The sequence below is a fragment of the Pseudoalteromonas aurantia 208 genome, from assembly GCF_014858725.1.
Taxonomy (GTDB): domain Bacteria; phylum Pseudomonadota; class Gammaproteobacteria; order Enterobacterales; family Alteromonadaceae; genus Pseudoalteromonas; species Pseudoalteromonas aurantia.
In genome coordinates this window covers 2,347,741-2,368,812 of the sequence record NZ_AQGV01000012.1, presented here as the reverse complement: position 1 = coordinate 2,368,812, position 21,072 = coordinate 2,347,741, and the positions used below count along the sequence as shown (strand labels likewise).

The 21,072-nt window shown below is 39.6% G+C and carries 9 protein-coding genes; all 9 read right to left on the bottom strand.

Annotated elements, in window-relative coordinates; all coding sequences use genetic code 11:
- Positions 1-45: 45 nt before the first annotated feature.
- Positions 46-1,092, bottom strand: coding sequence for a 4-hydroxyphenylpyruvate dioxygenase (gene hppD, locus PAUR_RS14115; RefSeq protein WP_192508320.1), 1,047 nt, complete (start codon positions 1,090-1,092; stop codon positions 46-48).
- Between the two features lie 454 nt (positions 1,093-1,546).
- Complete coding sequence (locus PAUR_RS14110) at positions 1,547-2,980, bottom strand: peptide MFS transporter (protein WP_192508319.1); 1,434 nt, start codon at positions 2,978-2,980, stop codon at positions 1,547-1,549.
- Between the two features lie 265 nt (positions 2,981-3,245).
- A complete protein-coding gene (locus PAUR_RS14105) occupies positions 3,246-4,457 on the bottom strand; it encodes a DUF642 domain-containing protein (protein WP_192508318.1) in 1,212 nt (403 codons plus the stop codon).
- Positions 4,458-4,621: 164 nt separating this feature from the next.
- Positions 4,622-8,704, bottom strand: coding sequence for a poly-gamma-glutamate synthase PgsB (locus PAUR_RS14100; protein WP_192508317.1), 4,083 nt, complete (start codon positions 8,702-8,704; stop codon positions 4,622-4,624).
- Positions 8,694-12,974, bottom strand: a complete 4,281-nt coding sequence (locus PAUR_RS14095) for a hypothetical protein (protein ID WP_192508316.1) — start codon at positions 12,972-12,974, stop codon at positions 8,694-8,696. Before PAUR_RS14095 ends, PAUR_RS14100 begins: the two co-directional genes overlap by 11 nt.
- A complete protein-coding gene (locus PAUR_RS14090; protein WP_192508315.1) occupies positions 12,953-13,714 on the bottom strand; it encodes a hypothetical protein in 762 nt (253 codons plus the stop codon). Before PAUR_RS14090 ends, PAUR_RS14095 begins: the two co-directional genes overlap by 22 nt.
- Positions 13,701-15,980 carry a hypothetical protein gene (locus PAUR_RS14085; protein WP_192508314.1) on the bottom strand — a complete coding sequence of 760 codons (2,280 nt, stop codon included), beginning with the start codon at positions 15,978-15,980 and terminating at the stop codon, positions 13,701-13,703. The genes PAUR_RS14090 and PAUR_RS14085 overlap by 14 nt, the downstream gene beginning before the upstream one ends.
- Positions 15,967-19,080 carry a poly-gamma-glutamate biosynthesis protein PgsC/CapC gene (locus tag PAUR_RS14080; RefSeq protein WP_192508313.1) on the bottom strand — a complete coding sequence of 1,038 codons (3,114 nt, stop codon included), beginning with the start codon at positions 19,078-19,080 and terminating at the stop codon, positions 15,967-15,969. Before PAUR_RS14080 ends, PAUR_RS14085 begins: the two co-directional genes overlap by 14 nt.
- Entirely contained in the window at positions 19,080-21,059 is a 1,980-nt protein-coding gene (locus tag PAUR_RS14075; protein ID WP_192508312.1) for a hypothetical protein, read from the bottom strand. Before PAUR_RS14075 ends, PAUR_RS14080 begins: the two co-directional genes overlap by 1 nt.
- Positions 21,060-21,072: the final 13 nt, after the last annotated feature.

Below are 21,072 nucleotides of genomic sequence, written 5' to 3'. Positions count from 1 at the left end.
TAAAGTATAAGTAAGCTGCTTAGACACTTATTTTTATCAGCGGCGTTAAAGTACGCCGCGACGCTCTTGATCTCGTTCAATTGATTCGAATAGAGCTTGGAAATTACCCTCACCAAAACCACCGTCATCAACACGTTGGATCATTTCGATGAAGATTGGGCCAAATAGGTTCTTTGAGAAAATTTGTAGTAAGTAACAGTTCTCACTTTGGCTATCTACAAGAATTTGATGCTCACGAATTTTATCTTTATCTTCTTTTACCCAAGGAACACGGTCAAAAATGGTATCGTAGTATTCAGGGATGATGTCTAATGTTGCAATGGTTGATTGATCAAGTTGGTCAAGTGAACCTACAAGGTCATCGGTTAAGAATGCTAGGTGTTGTACACCTGGACCATTGTACTCATTTAAATACTCATCAATTTGGTTATTATCGTTGCCTTTCCCTTCGTTGATAGGAATAGAGAAAGTACCACAAGGCGATTTAAGTGCATATGAGATCAGTGCCGTCTTTTGACCTTTGATGTCGAAATAACGCACTTCAGTAAAGCCGAATACGTCTTTATAAAAGTTAGCCCATGTTTCCATCGTGCCTTTATAAACATTGTTAGTAAGGTGATCTATACGGATGAATCCTTTATCTTTAACAATGCGCTGTTCTTCTAAATCAACAAAATCGTTGTTGTAGATAGAACCTTTGTCTCCAAATACGTCGATAAAGTAAATCAGGCTGTCACCAATACCGTAAATTGCAGGGTAAGGTAAGTTTTTGTGTGTTGAATCTGTAGCTGGCTTTGCGCCACGCTCAACAGCCACTTCAAATGCTTTTTGTGCGTCTTCTACTCTCCAGCCCATTGAGCATATCGCTGGACCATGACTTTTTGCAAACTCAGCAGAGAAACCTTCACGTTCGTTATTCAATAAAAAGTGAATGTCGTTTTGGTTGTAGTAAGTGATATCTTTATCTTTAAAAGATTTAAGCTTTGAAAAGCCAAAATCAGTAAAGACTTTGTCCATATAATCTGCATCAGGTGTTGCGTATTCTGTAAACTCAATACCAACTAACTTTAGAGGGTTACTTACTTCACTCATTGTCTTACTCCAGCAATTAAGCACATTAGATTGCTTGTTTAGATGTGTTTCTCATTAACTGAATAATTCACCAAAATGAGACAAAGGGAAAGGTTTAGGGTAGATTTCACAAAGTCGTGATTTGTAAATTTACTTGCACAATGAGTCGATAAAGACGCTTGCATGCTGACAGCAATACACGTGGTAATTTTCTAAGCGGATATTCTCCGGTATTAATCGTGGAGGGAATACTTTTTATATGTAATTTTTATATTTTACTTATTGTAATGTAAAGCATTTTTTATTTTTTCTGGATTCTACATTTGAAAAGCAATAAGTGGATATAGGGTGAAGGATGCAGTGTTCTTTGTCTTTAGAGTGTAAACCAGTGTATACAGATGTGGCTTTAGGGGCATGTATGAATGAAAAAAAACCACGCTTTATCGGCGTGGTTTTTTTGTAAAACGAATTAAAACTAAGATTTAACCGCTGAGATTTCTAACTCTTCCGCTAAAATATGCTCTTGAGTGTGTGGCTCATGATGGCCTTCTGCGCCGTGCATCCAATCGACTAAGCGGTCGCTGAGCAAGTACATTGCTGCTGCAGACAATAAAGCCGTTGCGCCAAGGCCTATGAAGATGCCCATCGCGTTGTTCATAGCTTCTTGTCCTTCACCTAAGAATGAGCCAACAAAGCCTGCAATTTTATTTGCGATGGCAGTACATAAGAACCAAATACCCATTAGCAATGATGCTAAACGCAGAGGCGCTAATTTACTCACCATAGATAAACCAATCGGAGACAAGCATAGTTCACCTAAAGTATGGAATAGATAAAACAGTACTAACCACATCATACTGATCTGTAATGAACCTTCACCAGATCCTTCAGTGATTAATGCTAACATCATGGTAAGAAAGCCAAGGGCTAGGAAAACCAATGCAATCGCAAACTTAACAGGGGAGTTTGGTTCTCGCTTATCAAGCTTTAACCAAATCATCGCGACAATAGGTGCAAAGATAATGATGAAAAGTGAGTTTAGAGACTGAAACCAAGAAGCTGGGATTTCAAAGCCCATCAACATACGGTCAGTATAATCGTTGGCAAAAAGGTTCATCAAGCCGCCTGCTTGTTCAAAGCCCATCCAAAAGATGATACTAAATACACTCATTGTAAAAATAACCTTGATGCGGTCTTTCTCAACACTCGTTAATGGTTCTTTCGTGCCTGTTGCCGACTGTGATTGTGATAATTTAGCTGATGGAACAACGCCAATATCACCTAAATACTTTTTACTCAGTATAAGCTGCATAACCACTGAAATAACCATGCCGATACCAGCGGCAATGAAACCTGCTTGCCAGTTTATGACCGCTGCAACATAACCTGCAACAAGTGGCCCTAATGCACCACCTAAGTTGATACCCATATAGAAAATAGTAAATGCGCCATCACGACGTTTGTCGCCGTCATTATATAAATCACCGACCATAGTGGAAATATTTGGCTTGAATAAACCATTACCAATACACAGTAAGGCTAAACCAAGATAAAACACGTTAACTTCCATGCCAATGACTGCGCTGTGAGGAACCCCCATGATAAAATGGCCTAGCGCCATTAAAATACCACCTATGATAATAGCTTTACGCTGGCCTAATACGTTATCAGCTAACCAACCGCCAAACAGTGGGGTTAAATATACGGCCATGGTAAAAGTACCATATAGGCTAAGAGCGTCGGCATTTGACCAGCCAAACCCTCCGTCTTGGGTCATTGCAACAAGATATAAAACTAAAATGGCACGCATGCCATAATAACCAAAGCGTTCCCACATCTCTGTGCCGAACAGCAAGAATAAGCCTTTAGGATGTCCTAAAAACTCTCCTGCTTTAGGTAATGAACTCATATGTACTTCCTAATAAAATCAAATATGTTGTTAGGCCTTATAATAATCGTGACACATAAAAAATTATGTGTTTGAACGGGTGGCCAATGTTTTTGGTGTTTCTGCTAGTTATGACGAAATAACTGACTAACTATGCAAAAAGGGTGCGTTAGTATAACTAGCTGCTGCGTGTTGGGGAAGCCTAGAAGCGGCTTGTACCTTAAAAGAGGCAATAAAAAACCAGTCATTTGACTGGCTTTTTTAATAAAAAATGACCTATATACGATTAATTGCAATAATCGTCCACAAAAGTCAAATCATTAACGTGAGGAGCAGCATCCATTATATAGGTTGCGACAGCCGTTGCAGGGTTAACAGAGTATATTTTTGCATTTTCACCAGCTACTCGCCCTGAAATATACACAGTTCCATTGTCGCCAATGGCCAAACCTGATGCCCAATTGACGCCATGGTCCCCAATTTTGTCTAAACTCATGTCACCGTCATCTAGAGTATATAAAGACTTTCCTGTCAGTACATATAACGTATTATTGTCCGCAGAATAGGCGATATCACCATGCTTAAAATCATCTCCTGCAAATGTTAATTTACCTAAGACAGTTTTTGCGCCAGTTTGTAAATTAAAATCATACATGTATGTTTTACTTGTAGAACGCAATGACTGACCATCAGGCGTTATAGCAGAGCGGTAAATAGGATATGACGTCGCATCTGCGGCCTCAGTTTCAGCGTTACTTGCTAAGTCCAAAGTCCACACTTTAGACGCTTTAGTGTTACTGTCTTGCTGTTCCATGAAATACAGCACGCCATCTTTGCTCGCAATATTGGATGCTGTGTGAGATACCCCTGTTAATTTACTATATGTACCAGTATTTACATCGAAGAAGTAAACATATCCAACTTGCTCAGAACCAAAATCATTAATACCAAATAGGCCCGTTAAGCAGGCTCTATTTGCAATACCAGTTACTGAGACATTGTCAATAAAAGCACCATACGAGTCAGAGGTACCGGTGCCTGTAAACTTCAATTCAGTTGAAGCCCCAGCAGCTGTTACGCTGACAGAGATGTGTTGCCAGCCTCTTGAAGTGCCATTTAGGTTTGCCACTTCAGCACCATCCCAATATACCTTTGCTTGGTTGGTATCGCTGTTATTATCAACGCGAGGAGAATAATAAAAGCTTAAGGTGTAGGTTTGGTTAGCTTGAGTAGAAAGCGTTTGCTTTACACTGTAGTTGGCTGTTGAGTCTAGCTCTATGTATTGATTACCTTCTTGTGGCGTGATGATACCAAGTGTGTTTGTTTGAATTTCAAACTTAGCCCCATCTCTTTGCCAACCGGTCATGTTATCAAGTAGGGTCCATTTTTTAGAAACGACATCCTGTTCAAATGAGCCATTCGTCACTAAATTACTCGCAAAAGCGGTGTTAAGCGAAACAAGAGAAGCTAAGCTCAAAGTTAAAAAAGACAGTTTCATATAGAACTCCTAAAAATAAGAAACAATGGAAGCAGTTAAGCTCAATAGATAAATTTCTAATCTTATTGTCGTACTTTTTAGTGTCGCGGTCAATTAAACGACAAAAATACGCACGATGCTATTATTCCAAGTGATGGGAATAAAGTATTTATAATCCTTTTGGATTACTTTTCTTTTGGCAATGATAACCACCCAGGTTTTTGACTACGGTTTAGTTGTGCTAAAACTGTAATGGCCTTTTCCATTGTTATCCGTTGTTCAGCAATATCAATATAGACCTGTTGTGCGGTTTTTTTTCGTTTCACAGCAGCGCCAGCGTCTAAAAATGACTCGATAACTTGCAGTAGAAACATCGTTAATTTGGAGCGTTTCCTGGTTGAACGATTGGCAGTTATCAATTTACGTGATTTAGTGAGTCTGTCTTTTATATGTGTAATTTCTGCTTGGCTAAACTCATTTTGTGCATGAGCGAGTGCTGCTACATTCACTAAAGCGTTATCTAAATAATCAGTTTCTAAAATACTGAACCTGTCTTGTTGTGCAAATTGTGTGAGGAGTGAGCGAAACTCAGCTTGGCTTACTTGTTCGTTTAGCAGTTTTTGGCACACTTGATACGTCTTTTGATACTTTTGCCATGTGTAAACATAATTTAAGCCAGCACCTTTAATATTTTGCATGCCAACAATCAGTTGGTGCTGATGATCGCATGCGAGGTGACTGATTGTGGTTGTTAGAGCATCAGGGGTAACTTGTGCATCATCAATTAACAGACAGCGTTCCGTAAATATCTCAACTAAAGGTTTTAGCATTAAGGTGCTGAGCGAGTGTGATCCTTTGATTGTATCCAAAATTAACTGTATTTGAGTAAATTGCGTAAAACTTGTTGTGAGCAGTGCAGCTTGCTTGTCATTACCATCGAGACGTTTACTTAAGGCGATGTTTAAGGTGTTAACCTCTTTGATATCATCGACGCTTAAGGGATTGTCTACAAGAGAAACATTAGCTCGTTCTAACCATTCAGCGATGTTGAATGGTATTTTAAATTGCTTTATTAAGTGTTTAAGATCGTCAAAATCTTGATTGCTAATAATTCGTGCAATCCGTGTGTGCAATGCCTGCTCTAAATATGAATAAAAACCATCAACGTTGCTGCCAACCACGACGACAAAATCATAGCTTAAATCTTCAATCACAATTTGCGCGAAGACTTTTGAGCGCGCAACTCTATCATTGCGATTATTGATCAGTGCGATAGTTTGTATATGAGGCAAGTCCCCCATATCAAAAAGACCTAACCTGCGCCAATTTTCCAATGTAGCTAAACGCTCATTTGCCGACATGCTGTTAACAAAGGACTGCTTTATTTTACCAATCGGAGCGGCTTCAAAGTGTTGCAATACGCCAATGTCAGGCACTATACGCTCAGCAGTTTCCTTAAATACAAAGTCTTTTTCAATGCCAATATATTGTGCCATCTTCGCAACTAACGCGATGTTGTCTGGATGCTCATCATATGGGTAGAGAGCACGTATATCAGGTGTAATTTGAAACCCATCTCCCCAATGAACCTGAATTAAGGTTGTGTTATTTATGGTAGCGGCTTCATTGAGGATCGGCATCATGGTTTGTTCTGATGTAAATACTTGCGTATTTTTGCCAATAAAAGCAGACATTTCTCGCGCAACATCTATACCGGTCGGGCCTAGTATATCTTCATGGTCTGGGTAAGCATTGGTGATTGTGGCGAAGTTGTCTTGCATCCATCGGCGCAATATTTTTACGTATCGTGGTGTTAATCCCATACACTCCCATAGAAAGACATCGGCGTTGACTGATTTGGCAAACGAAAGCACATCACTTTGTTCCCAAATACTGGCTTTATCGAATGGTCTAAAAAGTGGTATTTCACATTGTTCGCCAGAGCTTTTGGAATAAATCATCATCGCTTCACAGCCCGTGGTTTTGGTGATCACTCGCAGTGCTAGAGCGCTGAACAGAGCCGCTTTAAGCCGCTCAGTTCCCGACTTCCCCCGAGTGCCCCAGCCGCCAATGCTGACTGGAATATGTTTACGGTTATGCATGATTTTTCGGCTAACATAAATGTGGCGACTCCAAAAATATCCCATAAAGCCAACAACAAAAAAAACCAATTGAGGCAGTGTATTTTGATAAATTGAATATAGGTACTCTTTAAAGCTGAGCCAAATATTAAGTATTGGCGCAGACACAGAGAGTCTTTCGAACAACTTTTTAATACTAGGCTCTACTGGGAAAGTTGCACTTTCAAGTGCCCCATAAGGCTTAAATTGTAAGATAAATCCCATAGAGTTTAATTGTTCTAAAAAACGGCGCTGCTCTAGTTCATTGCCTTTTCTAAGCTTGTCTAACGCTTTGAAGTTAATTGATATACGCCAATAAGCAGCAGTTCTTTTCCACAATGTTGTGGGTTTTGTGATCTCTAGAAATCCATCTGGTGTATAGCTTTTCACTGGGCTTGGCAGGTTATCTTGGCTTAAAATTGAAAGTAGGTAATCAAGTAAAGGCAGATGTGGACGAGTACTTAATTCGGATAAATGATATAGCGGTTCTCCAGGGACATTGGTTTCACTTATTTCTGCGACGGTGCAGCTCGGGACATGAAGTTGAGCATTGGGCTTTTTGGCTAATACATGGCTAAAGCTTTGTCGTTTATCTGTACTTGGGTGAAAAAATTCGTGCCAAATGCGCCATAACCTGCGACCCATTTTATAACCTACTTGAATGGACCAGGCTCCCTTATGTTGCTTACCATTAAACCCATGTTGCTGTTGTGCTCTAAAGCTGAGCGCTCTGCCTAGCGCTTGCTGCTCAGTATTTGCCGATAACTTTATAGTGTGAACTGAGGTTATTTGTGCATCTATATTTGCGACTAACGATTGTTGGTAAAAGCTAGCTAGTTGCTCTCTAGTACGTGAAATACACCGTTTTATAGCAATATCTTGAGTCGTTATTAAAGCGTTATTTAGCTGCTCAATAAATTGAATAAATACAGTATCAGGTTTATCACTATCTAATTGCATATTAAGCATAATACGCGCACTTTGCTCTAACGTAATGCGCTTGATGGCCACACTTTCTTGGCCATCAATCACTTTTTTCCAAATTTCATAAGATAATGCGGCATCACAAAAGCGGGTCGCAGATAGCTGTTTAATAATTGTAAATCGAACAGCGTCACAATTTTCTTCTATAAAGCGGCTTTGTAATATCGCTTTAGCCAATGAGTCAGAGAAGTTAGCAATTTGTTCAATGAGTGATTGACGGACCCTCGGATAAGGGTGATGACTACACTGTTCAATTAAACGTTCATCTTGAGTACTGAGGGTGCTTTGCCGACATAATATTTTTGGAATTGCACTTAATATAAACAGTTGATCATTGTTTTTCGGTTTATGGGGATAGCTATTGACGGATTCGTCTAACAACGCCCACATATGGCTGCGAATAAAGGTAGGTCGTTGGTGAATGAGTATTTCAAGGATATCTATGACAGCAAGATAAGGAGTATCTTGATTTTCTAGTTGCTCAATGAGCTTAGAGGTTAACTCTGAGTCAAGATCAGGGTCAGCATTGCACTCATGAATTAGCGCAACTTGATTAACTAAAGCCCGGATCATACCATGGCGAACATGTGCGTTAGGGCTTGCTTCTAACAGCCTCAAGAAAAAGGGTTGTAAATCTAGTTTTGCCCAAGTGTCCGTTAGTAATGCTTCATTATTTCTTAAGTACCGTTTGGTTATAGCACCTAATTTTGAGATCAGAAATTTAAGGCTTTGTTCAATGTCAGCTACTTGACTTTGATAGCGACCAATAACGGCTCCTTCGTCAAACCAACGTGAAAAAGCGGCTTTGTCGGCTTTTAATTGTTCTGAACTGGCGCCCAGTTCTTCTGCATAATTTAAAATATGTAGCTCTTTTTCAGCATCAAAATCGGCTTTTGCAAACCTTTCAATAAAGTTTTTATAACCCGCTTCAAGCCCTTGTAAATTAACATGTAATTGTTCTATTTTGTGGCGTAAAAATGCAATTGTTTGCAATTGTAGCCAGTCGATTTGTTGTTCAGCCTCTGGCTTGTGTTTGATTAACTCCCAGTTTGCAAGTTCATTAACCAAAGTTTGATATTTATGATGATATAAATTAAGCCAGAACTTCTCTGTATCGGCAAAAAGTAAGTTTTCTAAGTGTTGTTGTATTTTATCAGTGGCCATAAATATCTTGTTCAGCAAAATGAGAGAGCTGGAGTGATTGAAATAAAATTTCATCGTGTGCAAAAGGGGTAAAGCCGGTATTTTGTAAGTTGCCTAAATTAACTTCAAATCCAATTGCATGTTCATTATTAAACCAATCCTGTGTCCAGCTGAGTTTTACCCAACCAGCGGTATTGCTGCTAAAATCATACAATGTTTGCCAGCTTAATTGCGTTAAATATTGCCATGTATCGTTGGGCCTATTTTCATCTGCAAATTTATAAATGCTTTGCAGTTGTGCAGCAAAGATTTGGCCTTGATAATATTGTTGTGTGGTGGCGCTAAAGTAGACATTATCAAAAGAGTGCCAATTTTGGTTCGAGATACCGCCCATTCTAAAGCTGAGCTGGTTGTCTACCCAAGGTTGATATCGATATTCATATTCGGCTTGCCAGCCGGTCATATGATCTTGTCTATAAAACCCGAAAATACTAGGGTTAATTTTTAAGTCATCTAAATAGGTTTGTGTGTCTACACTGGTGTAATAGTAAAAGGGCTGCCACCACCATTGATGCCTATCACTTTTATCGTTTCGCCAACTTTCACCAACTCTAAAGCGTGCGAGTCCAGCATACTGACTTTGAGTGATATTACTACTATCTTGCCAGCGGTTAAATAGAGCAGTTTCGCTGAACCAGTGACTATTATCATCTTGCCAATTATGGACCGCATTCATTACATAGGTATCATAATTATGATTACTGAGTGAATAAGCAATTTCTAACCTATACCAATGCTGCTTATTATTATTGCGTAACCTAATACCAAAATCTAAATTATGATTGGCAGGTAGGGGCTCGTTTGTTTCAAATATACCTGAGCGACCATAACGCATAAACCCTTCCACATGCGTTAAATTACCATCCATTTTAAGCGTATTATGAATAAATTCGTTGGCCGTTGGCTGTTGTATCAATTGCGGCTGTACAATGGCTAATGGTGTGACCGGAGGGGAAACGGCTAGTGTATGTTTATTGGGCTTTAGCTGCCATGTAAATACACGGGCGAGTTGGGCATGGGTACTGGGTAACGTTAATGTTCCAGCAGGGTGAAAGACTACTTTTTCAGTGCGTTGCATCGCGTTAATTGTTTCTATTTTTAAGAGTTGATCTCTATTTAATTTCAGCGTTGTGGGCTGCTTTTGTGTCGCATAGTAAAACAGTTGTTTGGTGTCTAAATCTACGTCCTGCCAATAACCCTCTTTAAAGACTAACACACTGACATTGAGTAGTTGTGATACATAAGGGTTTACCCAGTTGAGCATGACTTGACTGTCTGAATGCTCGGTGTTGTTTAAAGCATACTCTACTGGACTGTTTGGTGTTACGGGCCATAGAACATGATTATCACCCGTTTCAATCAATATGTTGGCATATTGATTGGGTAACAGCTCTGTTGGAGCAAATGTAAATTTTAGTTTGATGGGGAGCGTTTGTAGTTCGCTCATATCTAGATATAAAGTGTGATGAGGACGAAGCAATACGCCATCCAGTTGAATGTTTTTACTAGAATGACGATTTACTTGCTCAGCCAAGCTTCGTTTTAAAATAGCATCTGTATCAATTAATTGGGTTCCCGCATAATTGCTATAATGTTTACTCGTTTGCCAATGCCCAAAATGTTTCACGCGGCTCATTAGGGTGGCAAGCTCTGTTGGTAAGGTTTCAATTGCTAACCGAGTAAACAACAAAATAAATTCATGTTCAAGGAGTGATTGAGATTCAAGCCGCCACAGAGCATTCGTTAAGAGAGTTTGCAACGAAAGGCTTGGGTCATTAATTAAGTCATCAAATGGACGAGAAAACAAAAAGGGCACATTGGCAGTTTTAGGAGGTAAAGTCCCCAAACTTTGCGGATGGAGTGTATTGATGCTCACAGAAGTCGGCATATCACTATGAATATACAACTGCTCACCTGCTTGCAAAGTGACAATACTCTCACTGGCAATAGATAACCTTGTGTTCAATGCCGGAATTTGGGCCGTTGAGGCAATATCTGAAAATATGGGGACAATCGACTGTGTTTTTTGTAAATCAAGATGTAGCCACTGTGTGCCGTTTGAATGCGATTCTTGCCAAGGCGCTCGCGCGCGCAGTTGTAATGTTAAATCTCTTTTTGCGGTTAAGGTTAGCCCTTTACCTTTGGAAATATTAAAGGCGCTATAATGGCTGGTTTCACCGAATATTGTGCTGCTGCCATAATGCGAAATTTGATAATATGGGGGCTCTTGTAAGTGCGCTTTCGACACGCTGCGATAATTACTGACTTGTAACGGTAAGGGATTCAGATGAAGAATATCTTGTTTGTCATGTACTAACCAAAGTGCGTCTAAGTACTTTTGTTGCGACAAAAGCAGCTGCTCAGCGATCGAAGGACATATTTTTAACGCCGTATAAAATACGGCACATAGCCCTTGAAGCTGAAAACTATTTTTGTTCCTCTTATATATTTCAATCAGTTGTGTCGCGGCAAAAAGTTTTAGTTTTTGATCTGATGACAGTAATAAGCCTTCTAAATAACTTTGTGCCAAGCGTTGTTGGTTTAAGCTCTCAAGCGCCTTTATTCTGAGCTGCCATGCATTTTTTTTCACTTCAAAATGTGGATTTGTAACCAAGTGTTTTAAAATTGGTAATGCTTCTAAGGGGTTGCTTTTTAATAGTTGTAGGGCATTACCTAATAGCTGGTGTGAGTGTACGATACTTAATTGCGGATCGAGGTTTGAGACTGTTTCTTGACTGTGATTTGTATAAGGGGTGAGTCCGTTTATGTAAGCGTCTGCGGTGCGTTGAATCTGAGTATTTATATGCGTATTAAGCGCTGGAAGTTTGTCTTTTAATTTGCCTTTTTGGACATATAACAGTTCGTTATTCGGCAAGGTTAGTAAGTCATCAACTTGCAGTGCTAATTCAATGCTATTTTGATGCTGAGTGCTAAATTCGACAGTGCCTACATCTTGGGGCAGCGGTACTGTAAGCTTAATAAAGTGCTGGCTGGCTTTTAATGCGATGGTAAAATTTTTGTGTGGAGCTTTCATGTTTAAGGTCGTATCGATAGGCGTACGAACGAATAGGGTAATGTAGCTGCGCACACGACTGAGGTGTGACCAATCAAAAGCGAGTTTACCTTTTAAGCGATGTACTAGGGCATCACGAGTAAGTGAACTTGTATAAAGGTGGTTTAGGACTTTACGTTGACCTTGAACTATAGATATTTCTTGTGTTTCAGAGTAACCAGGTTCATTGTTTGGTGTAGGGAAAACAAAGCGTTGAGTGCTTATCGTTTTCATTAAATCTTGATAGCGCCTTTTTTCAATAGGATTGGCTTTTGCAAAGTTGAAATACATAAAGTCATCAAATCGTTCATCAAGATAAATATGAGACAGTGTTGTATTTAGATTGTTTACCCAGTAAGGATTAAAATTCGCTTCTTGGTATTGTTGTGCTGCGTTTGAATCACGGATCCCTCGCTGCATTTGCTCCAGCTTAATAAGGGCAGGCCCATGGCTTTTGATTGTTAGATAGCTGTCTTTGGGGAGTGCGATATAGTCTGTATTCGCAGTACTCACTTTTTGTTGAATATATTCACTGGCCTGTGAATTACCTATGTTGAGTATGCTCACCGGTTGTTGATTGACATAAAGACTGATAGTGCCTCTTTTATCTAGGTTATGAAGGGTTTTCCTCACCGTCACCTTGAGCTTTTTTGCATGCGCAAAGTAGGTAGTTATTTGTTCTTTATCCTCCAAGTTGTAGTAAGTTTCATGATCTTGAGCAAGCGTAAGCCGCGTGGTTTTCAGAGGTAATTTCAGACTGCGACGAAATGGAGAGCGATGATGATGATATTGCCCTAACCATATCTCATAGCGCTGACTTTGAGTGGAGGTGTTGGTAAATTTGATAAATTGATTGCCCTGCATTGCCGGTAGCTGACAGCGCTCGTTGCGACAAGTCAGCGAGGAGGCGTTGATTTTACGCATTGCTAATACGCTAGACCCTTGCCAAAGGTCTATAGCATTTAATAATTGAGCTGGTACTTCTAGCCAATTACCCTCAGGTACAAATACAGTTTGGCTATAGTTTTCTGCAAGTCGTAAATATTGAGTTGGCATAGTTAAAGAGTTTGGTTTATTTTCGTCTAACCAAAAAGGCGCATTATACAGCGGTGTCTGTGCCGCATATGCTGGAAAAACCCAAAGGAAAATAAGGAAGCTTAAAGAGTACGGCTTAAACATGAGGTAAACTTTCTTAATAGAGGTTGATCTTGGCGTAAACGTACGCGTGTGACTTTGCTTAATTCAATATGCATGAATGAACGAGGTTTTAACCCGAGTTTATGTACTATATTTTTTGTACCGCCTAACTCTTTAACAGACGTTCCGTATAAATACGCGATAAACCCAATGCTTGTGAAGCAAGTAGTGAGTTGTTGACCAGTCAAGTCGGACGTTTTTCCTTGGCTCACAATGATATCTGCATGTTTTGCTATTTTTGAACGCCTTTTTTTGTTGCTAAAACCATGAATTTGGAAGATACGTGCGCTGGGGTTGTGAGTTTGATATGCAACTAATGCCGCATTATGAATATTGTATGGCCGTTTTGAAAAATCCATTGGATATTTATCGGGACTGTCGACGTAGCGTTGATGAGAATTACTTAGCATAACCTGACAAAGGTGAGTGTAGATATGTTTACCGATCATCAGCGTGCCCGTATCATAAAATTGATGCGGAACAGACACGACACAGCGTTGATTAATCGGGTTAAAATAAACGTGTCCACCGCCCTCTTTCGTGGATGTAGCCAGTAATGCAGATTGCGATTCAACTTGTTGAAATTGCCATGGTGCAATGGCCGTAGGAACTTTAAACCATACAACCATATCGTTGTATAATGGTTGAGAGTAATTACTCAACGCACACTGCGAAAATATTATGCAGATTAGATAGAGCGTCAATTTGCTAATTGGCTTCATATAACCACCATTTTGCTTGTTTTTGTTGTTCTGATGTTTCTTCTAGTACACTAACCCAAACATCTTGATCGGTCTTTATCGTAAATTTCTTTAATAATTCTATATCGTTATTAATCGGTATTGTTATTGAAGGATAGCTGAAAAGTGATGTTTGAGCAGGGTGAAGTAAAAATGCTTTATTCTCATTCGCCTTGACGAGGGCATAACGTTTTTTCGAAATTGTGTACTCGTCGGTGAGCTTTTTAGAAAAATGCCCATGTAAATGGGTATCAACGGATAAAGGTGTGTCTTGCTCATTATCTGAATAGAGTTTGATTACAATCGAATCAGGTCTTTTATCAAAGCTTAACTCAAGTGATTGACCTGCTTTTAATTTAAATAAGCGCTGTTTTGCCCAGCTCCGATTAGAACCTAGATTGGTATAAAAGTGTGAACGCTTCGATTGTATCCTTAGAGGGGCATCATCAGGTAAGTCATTTAGTGCATATTCAGTATAAAACGGGGCACTTGATGATAACTCTACGACACGTGATTTAGCGAGTAATATCGGGTCGTTAGGCACTGTAATTTCTGACAGGTTTTTTAGTGGCCTAAAATTAAAGTCTTTAGGGGGATCAATAGGATCGAAGTACTTTGGTTCGGTTTTAATTAACGCTGTATTTGAGCGAGGTAAGATATCGATTAGATTTCGACCATAATGAAAGGTTTGCTTAACCTCAATTTCAGGGGGAGGCTCAAAGAGTCTAACATTCAACATCTTTTGTTGTTCAGTAAAGGTAAAGTCATTCTGCGCTTGTTGAGAAAACCACGCATCTATTTCTGTAAATTCAGGTAAATCGACTTGGCATAGAGCTTCGCATAATACCGTTTGGTAATGAAAGTGAGCTTGTCTCGCTTGCATTTTTGCACTAATTGTTTCTTTACTACTTATCGATAAAAACGCAGCATTGCTTGGAAGGCGCAGGTAAAACCTTTCTGAATCTGTGGTTACGCTTCTGAGTGTGTCGGGAGTGATGATGCGGTCAAACAGTGCTTGCTGTCCTTGCAATTTGACTTGATGAGTTTCGATAAGTTGTTTCTGAGTGTTAAATAAGGAAACAGATATGAGAGCGCCTTGTGCCCCTCTAAATTGAAAATTTATATCACTATTTGGCGCGACTCGATAGTTGGCAGATAAACTCTCATCAATACCGTAATAATAACTGTGCAATGGTGAGATCGGGGTTGTATCAGCTAAAAACCAACTAGATTGTGCCATTGTTTTGGACTGAATGACGATAAGACCTGGTTGAGTATTAAGTAATTGATAGGTATTAGGGCTTTCTAATTTTTCCAGTGTTAATTTTTTAGGCTTTTCTCGTTGTTTAAGGTCGTACCAGGTTATGTTGATATCTGCGATGTTTCCCTTGATATTTGCAGTAATATCGCCCCCTTCATAAACTCGAAATGAAGCCGATAAGTCTTGAACGGTATAGAAACCGTCAAGATCCAATTGTTGCGCACCAAAATCATATGTCAAAACATGATAAGGGAGAGTTTCATATAAAGTATCGGCTTTGAAATCAATATCAGGTACACCTTGTGGCGCAAGCTTTAGCCAATCAAATGTCACTGCATTATGAATTTCTCGAGTGGTAATCGCATTGGCGCCAATGGTGTGGTAAGCAATTGTACGTTCGCGCCATTCTACCGGGAGCTTTAACCAAGCGCTATTTATGTCATCTGTATCTGTTGGTGTTTTTGCATGTATGCGAACGACCACGCCTTTGAGGCTAGAATCTTCAGGTATTACCCGCAATGCAATCCGACTTGCATTGGTGAGCTGCTCACTATTTATATAAAAAGATTGTCCAGAAGACACTGATAATGCTGCTTTATTCTCAATAATTTGTTTAACTTGTTGTTGGTCGGCGTCCAGAGCCAACTTCGAAGCGTGATGATACACTTTTTGCATCAGCTGGTTATTGTCTTGGTCAAGTAATGTGTATTCTATGGCATAATTAATAGGCTTATCAAACTCGACCTGTTGAGCAAAAATTGCATTCGATAGAATTCGCAAGTTATATGTTCTCGATGGAGAGAAGTTATAAACAAGGGCTTTATCTGAATGTAGCCAATGTACATTCGACCGAGTTTCTTTATCTGAACGTTGCGCCATAGGCTCTGCTGATTGTAGCCAAAAGTAAAAGCGTACCCCAAACCAGAAAACAATGATAAGCAATACTAACCAAAATGTTATTTTCAACAGCCACTTAATATAATACATGCTGGCCCCTTCTTATCGCGGCTTCATATACATGGCGGTCTATTAGCTTGTTTCGGGTTGGTAAGTATAGGGCAATCAAGGTACTCCCGTTTTTAATGGCCAATGCGAGCTCATATTCCGGATCAAGTTTGACAGCTTGTAAAGTACAACGTTTTCCGGCTTTGCAATAGTCAGTGAGTAAAGGTAAGTGTTGAGATATTGCATATTCATCAGTGATGTGGCGCAGCTTTTCAATATTGGCTTTATCTACACTAGCCCAGTCATTTGGTGCGAGCGTCGATAGCATTAAACTGGGTAAGTATGCGACATCTGAAATTGCCAATAATCGTTGCAACAGTGCTTGTTCAGATATAGAAAAGTGTTTTTTAAAATCGGAGGCTAACCATAATGTAGCGAGTTCACTATTTGGGGCAAATAACTGATAACCAGTTTGTGGTGATGTGCCGAGCTCTAAACCCCTTGTTGCAGTTTGACCTTGTACTATTTGATGCTCAACACCTAGTTTTGTTAACGCTAACCGTAAATCCCTTAATACCGTGCTTTGGAATGTGTGCGGGTGCGTAAATTGAAATGCAATTGCACTGGGTCTTATATGTGACGGTGCACTATGACTGCGAATTTGCAAGTTCATGATATTTTTATCGTGATCATGACGCAACACACTTTGATGTACTATGTTAAAAAGTGACTTCACATTTGCAGGGGTCATTACATTAGAAAAAGGGCTTGCGTACGGGTGCGCACCTGCAATAGATAGTACTTTACCTTGAATGTGTGTAAATAATTGTGCTGAAAATTTTAAAGTATTACTTTCGAATAAAGGCCTCGGCACTTGAATATTGAGTGATTTTGCTGGGTTTAGGTTGATAAAGAAAATACCTTGACCCTTTTCATAAAACTGCTGTTTAGGAATGGGGGCTATCATGATGTAACGGCCTTGCTCTGACATCATGAGTGTTAGTTCGTAACCCACCATTTGTGCGATATTGTTAATTTGATTGAGCCTGTTTTGGATATTGGCATTAATCGTTTGATTATTTAAACCATCTACTAAAATGTATAGGGGACGGAGTATCTCAAACTCCCATAGTGCCGCTTCATTATCTGACAATAATGCAAAGTGCTCACTGCCTTTTGCACTAATATGTGGGATGTAATGTTCAATTGAATTTTCTACTGAATCAGTCAAATATGTGATTGGAGCTTGATTAATTTGGCCGTCGGCGAGTGCCACTTTTGACATCAAGGAGGTGTAATTTGCGGTGTCTAAAAAGGTTTCTAAAAACTGACCTGAAAACTCTCCCCCTGGTAGGCTAAATGAGCTTGCTAAACCAAACGAACTATTTTTGCAATTAAGCAGTTCTCTTAATTCTTTTTGGCTAATTGCATTCGGTAGTTGATTATAAGCCCACAGTTGACACTGATGTATAAATGGACTGTTGTTTAAGATACTTTGGCTACGCGTGTTTATTTCTCGTACTTGTAGGATTTGTTCAGCTGACAGTGCATTAATGAACGCAAGGTAGTACTTACTTTGTTGGCTAGATGAACTGGCACTCAAAGATTGTGTTAGTTGCGTGCCAAAGAGTAAAGCGCCGCTATTTAAATGTGATAATAATAACCCTGCGGCATCACTTGCTAAGCGCTCAGATGAGGGGTGTGGTACTGTGATCAGTAGTTCAGAAGTTGGTTGCTTTGTTAATATAAATAAACCACGCAGAGAAAGCTTTCTTGCATCTTGAATATAAATATAGTGTTCGTCTTGGCGTAGCAAAAAATCTAGTTTCATTAACATAGCACGGGCTTCATCAAAGAGTTGCGTATTTTGCCTGTCTCGATTTAACAACCTAACAGCGGACTGAAATTGTTGTAATTGTTGCCCCTGTTGATATTGGCTAATCTCAATCTGATTTTTTTTATCCGTATATAAATAGCTTTTGTACTCACTGATCATATGAGTCAGGCCACTCACGGCTTGATGTGTCTGAAGCTCTTTTATATGTGCTGAGCCAAATATGGATGGTACAAACATGATCACAAAGCCAATCGCGATGGCGATAAAACCGCCAACAACAGAGGTTTGAAATGTGGCTCTGATCACCAATCCAAGCGCATTTTTTTGATAAATTTTTAATGCGAGTAAAGTTGAGAGCATATAACCGAATGCAAAAGTGTCGGTGACTTTTAAACTTGGATAATATTGAACAACGACGTAATTCAATAAGAGCTTATACACAAAACCAATATTAAAGAAAAATAGTAGGAGTCGAGCGCCTTCGAAATTAGCGTGACGTAGTCTAGTAAAGTGCAATAACCCACTGCCAATAATAAGAATTACAGCGGTTTCTGCAAATGATGTGAGTAATTTACTTGGCTGCATTAATTGTAAAGCGAGCAATGCAGGGAGCATGATGCCATTAAACTCCCAGCCGTATTTAATATTTGCACGAGATGCGATAAACGCGGTGATGACCAAGATAATGTACGCTTTCGGCGCCGCTATAATTGATGCTGCAACGGCTTCATACATAATAGCAAGATTAGCAATACTAAAGTTGCTGTAGGGCATTAAGATAAAACGGACAATGACATAGGTGAGTAACAGCTGGATTAGCGTCACTTTTGCACCGTATCTGAACCCTCCATTCCACATGACATTCGCGGTAAGAGCAATAATAACGAGCCCTAAGCTATATAATTGGGCTGCATAATCAAAGGTAATGTCCCATAAAGAGAACAGCGACGCGATAGAGGGCCAGAATAAGGTGTCCATGGTGACCCTTACTAAAATGCTGATCAAAATTATGGCGAAGAACCTATCTCTGCCAAACATTTCAGCAAACCCAAATCGTTCCATCATAGTTTTGGCTGATAATTTCATCACAATGTAAACAATCACCGCCTCAATTAAAATAACAGTGGCAGAGGTGGGACTTACAATAAAGAGTGGAACTAAATACCCAGGGACAACGAGTCCCGTTAAGGGGAATCCAAAGCGTAAATTGAGAAAGCAAACAACCCCAATGCCTACCCAAACCGTAGTAATAACAGATTGACCCAGGCCGCCCCCATTCGGGAATATATTTAATAACCAGTCCATTAATCAGATATCCACTCAGACTGCTTTTGAATTTCTTGCTGTTGGGTCAAAGTGGATAATTGTGATAATAACAAGCTGGGATCATCTAGATGTGCGACGAGATCTGAAATATTTATAAATTCGAACAAGATCCCACCGACCTCAAATGGGTCACCCGCGCTATTTTTCACCTCAGAAGCCCCAATGGTACGCACAGAAAGAATGTAAACTTGATCATCGAAAGTCACTGGCTGGTACAACTCACCTCTATGAAGTGTTAAATAACGTAACTTACCCTTAGCTACATCATGTTCGAGCTGGCCCACCTTAGCGAGTAAATCTAAAGCTGTCATGTCAAAAATTGATAAACTCTGCTGTCGGGCGAGGGTTTCTAATGCTTGGTTGGTTTGGATAACTTGCCCAAATAAATTAAATAAAACGGTTGCAGAGCCAACTTGATTAAACACGTGTTCAAGTGTGGATAGTTTCTGTTCCATTTCATTGATTGAGAGCTTTATTTTTTGGCTTAGAGGTTTTTCTAAATTTAATGTTAATGCCCGTGTGAGCACACTATTATTGGCACTGTCTTGGGCGCTAAAAATACGATAGTGAAATAATAACTCACCTATTTGGTTAGCAAAGCGGTTTACATTTTTTAAAAAAGCCGCTTCATTAAAATGTTCATCGGTGCGAACGGTCATCGCCCAAAACCCTCTGATATCCCCCGCGTACATAAGAGAGACAATATATTGTGTTTCATCGTCGGTGATATTATCAAAAAATGGCCGTGTAATGCTTACCGCACCAAACTGCTTAATGGCGTCAGAATAGGGGGGACGTTCATAGTCTCGCCGCATTTCATGAATATTTGAGAGCTGGCAGTTAACGGCACGAATTTCGTAAAGTCGATGATCTCCTTCTTGGCGAGCAAGAAATATGCTTCTATCTAAGTCGAGTTGTTGCTTAACGAGTTCAATAATTGCATCCCAAGGATTACTTTGTTCAACAAAAGATTTAGGCAGGTAGCGTCCTAACATACGTTGCTGGATATTGTTAATAATGCGTTGTAAGTCGTCTTCCTCTACCCATTTCTTAGCAAAGAACATCCACACTAATGTTAAAACAGTATAGGTAGTGAGTTGTCCCGCGGGAATTAAAGTATGCCAATAAATGAGTATAAAATATGCACTTATAAACCAGAGTAGGCAAAGACCAAAAGCAATTATCAGGTTTATATTGATACTAAACTTTTGATAAAGCACCATTAATACTAAAACAATAATGACTTGCACAGTTAACGACGGCCAACCATCAAATGTAGCCACTAAACTATTTGTATCTATATTGTGTGCAATGTAGGCATATAAATAGGCGGCATCATGAAATGAGTCGACCTTTGGTGCTTTTAATCTCATTCCATAACCGTGAGTTCGTTGTGTTAATACGATTATTTTATTGTTTAATTGAGATTCTAAAATATCGCCAGATAATACGCGATTGCTATCGAATTTTGGTAGGGCGTGTGGTTGTAATGAAAAATTAATCAGTGCGGTATCAGGTAATTGTTTTTTAGGGAAAATGAGGTTCCAAATGTTATCACATGATTCAGTTGGTAAATTCTTAAAAATGATCGTGTAACCAGCCCAACTTTCAATGGGCGATAAGCATTGATTAGTCTGTGCATGAGGGTATAGTACCGTACTAGCGTGTCCGGTCGAGGTGCTGAAAATAAGGTCTGAAAATACAATGACAGCTTTTGGTGACCCAGCATCTATAATGTGGAGTAGCGCATTATGCTGTCTTTGAAGGTCGCCACTTTCAATGACAACGACGTCTGTATTTTGCTCAGATTGCACTACACTGAGTAAGTGATATATAGGCGCATTTATTTTCTCGATCGTACCACTTAACTCTAAGGCAAGCATGCACCCCACCAAGCTTAACATGAGCCAGAATGTTTTTTGGCGCCGAATGATAAAGTACTGCTGCTTTATCGACATATTACTCCTTGCG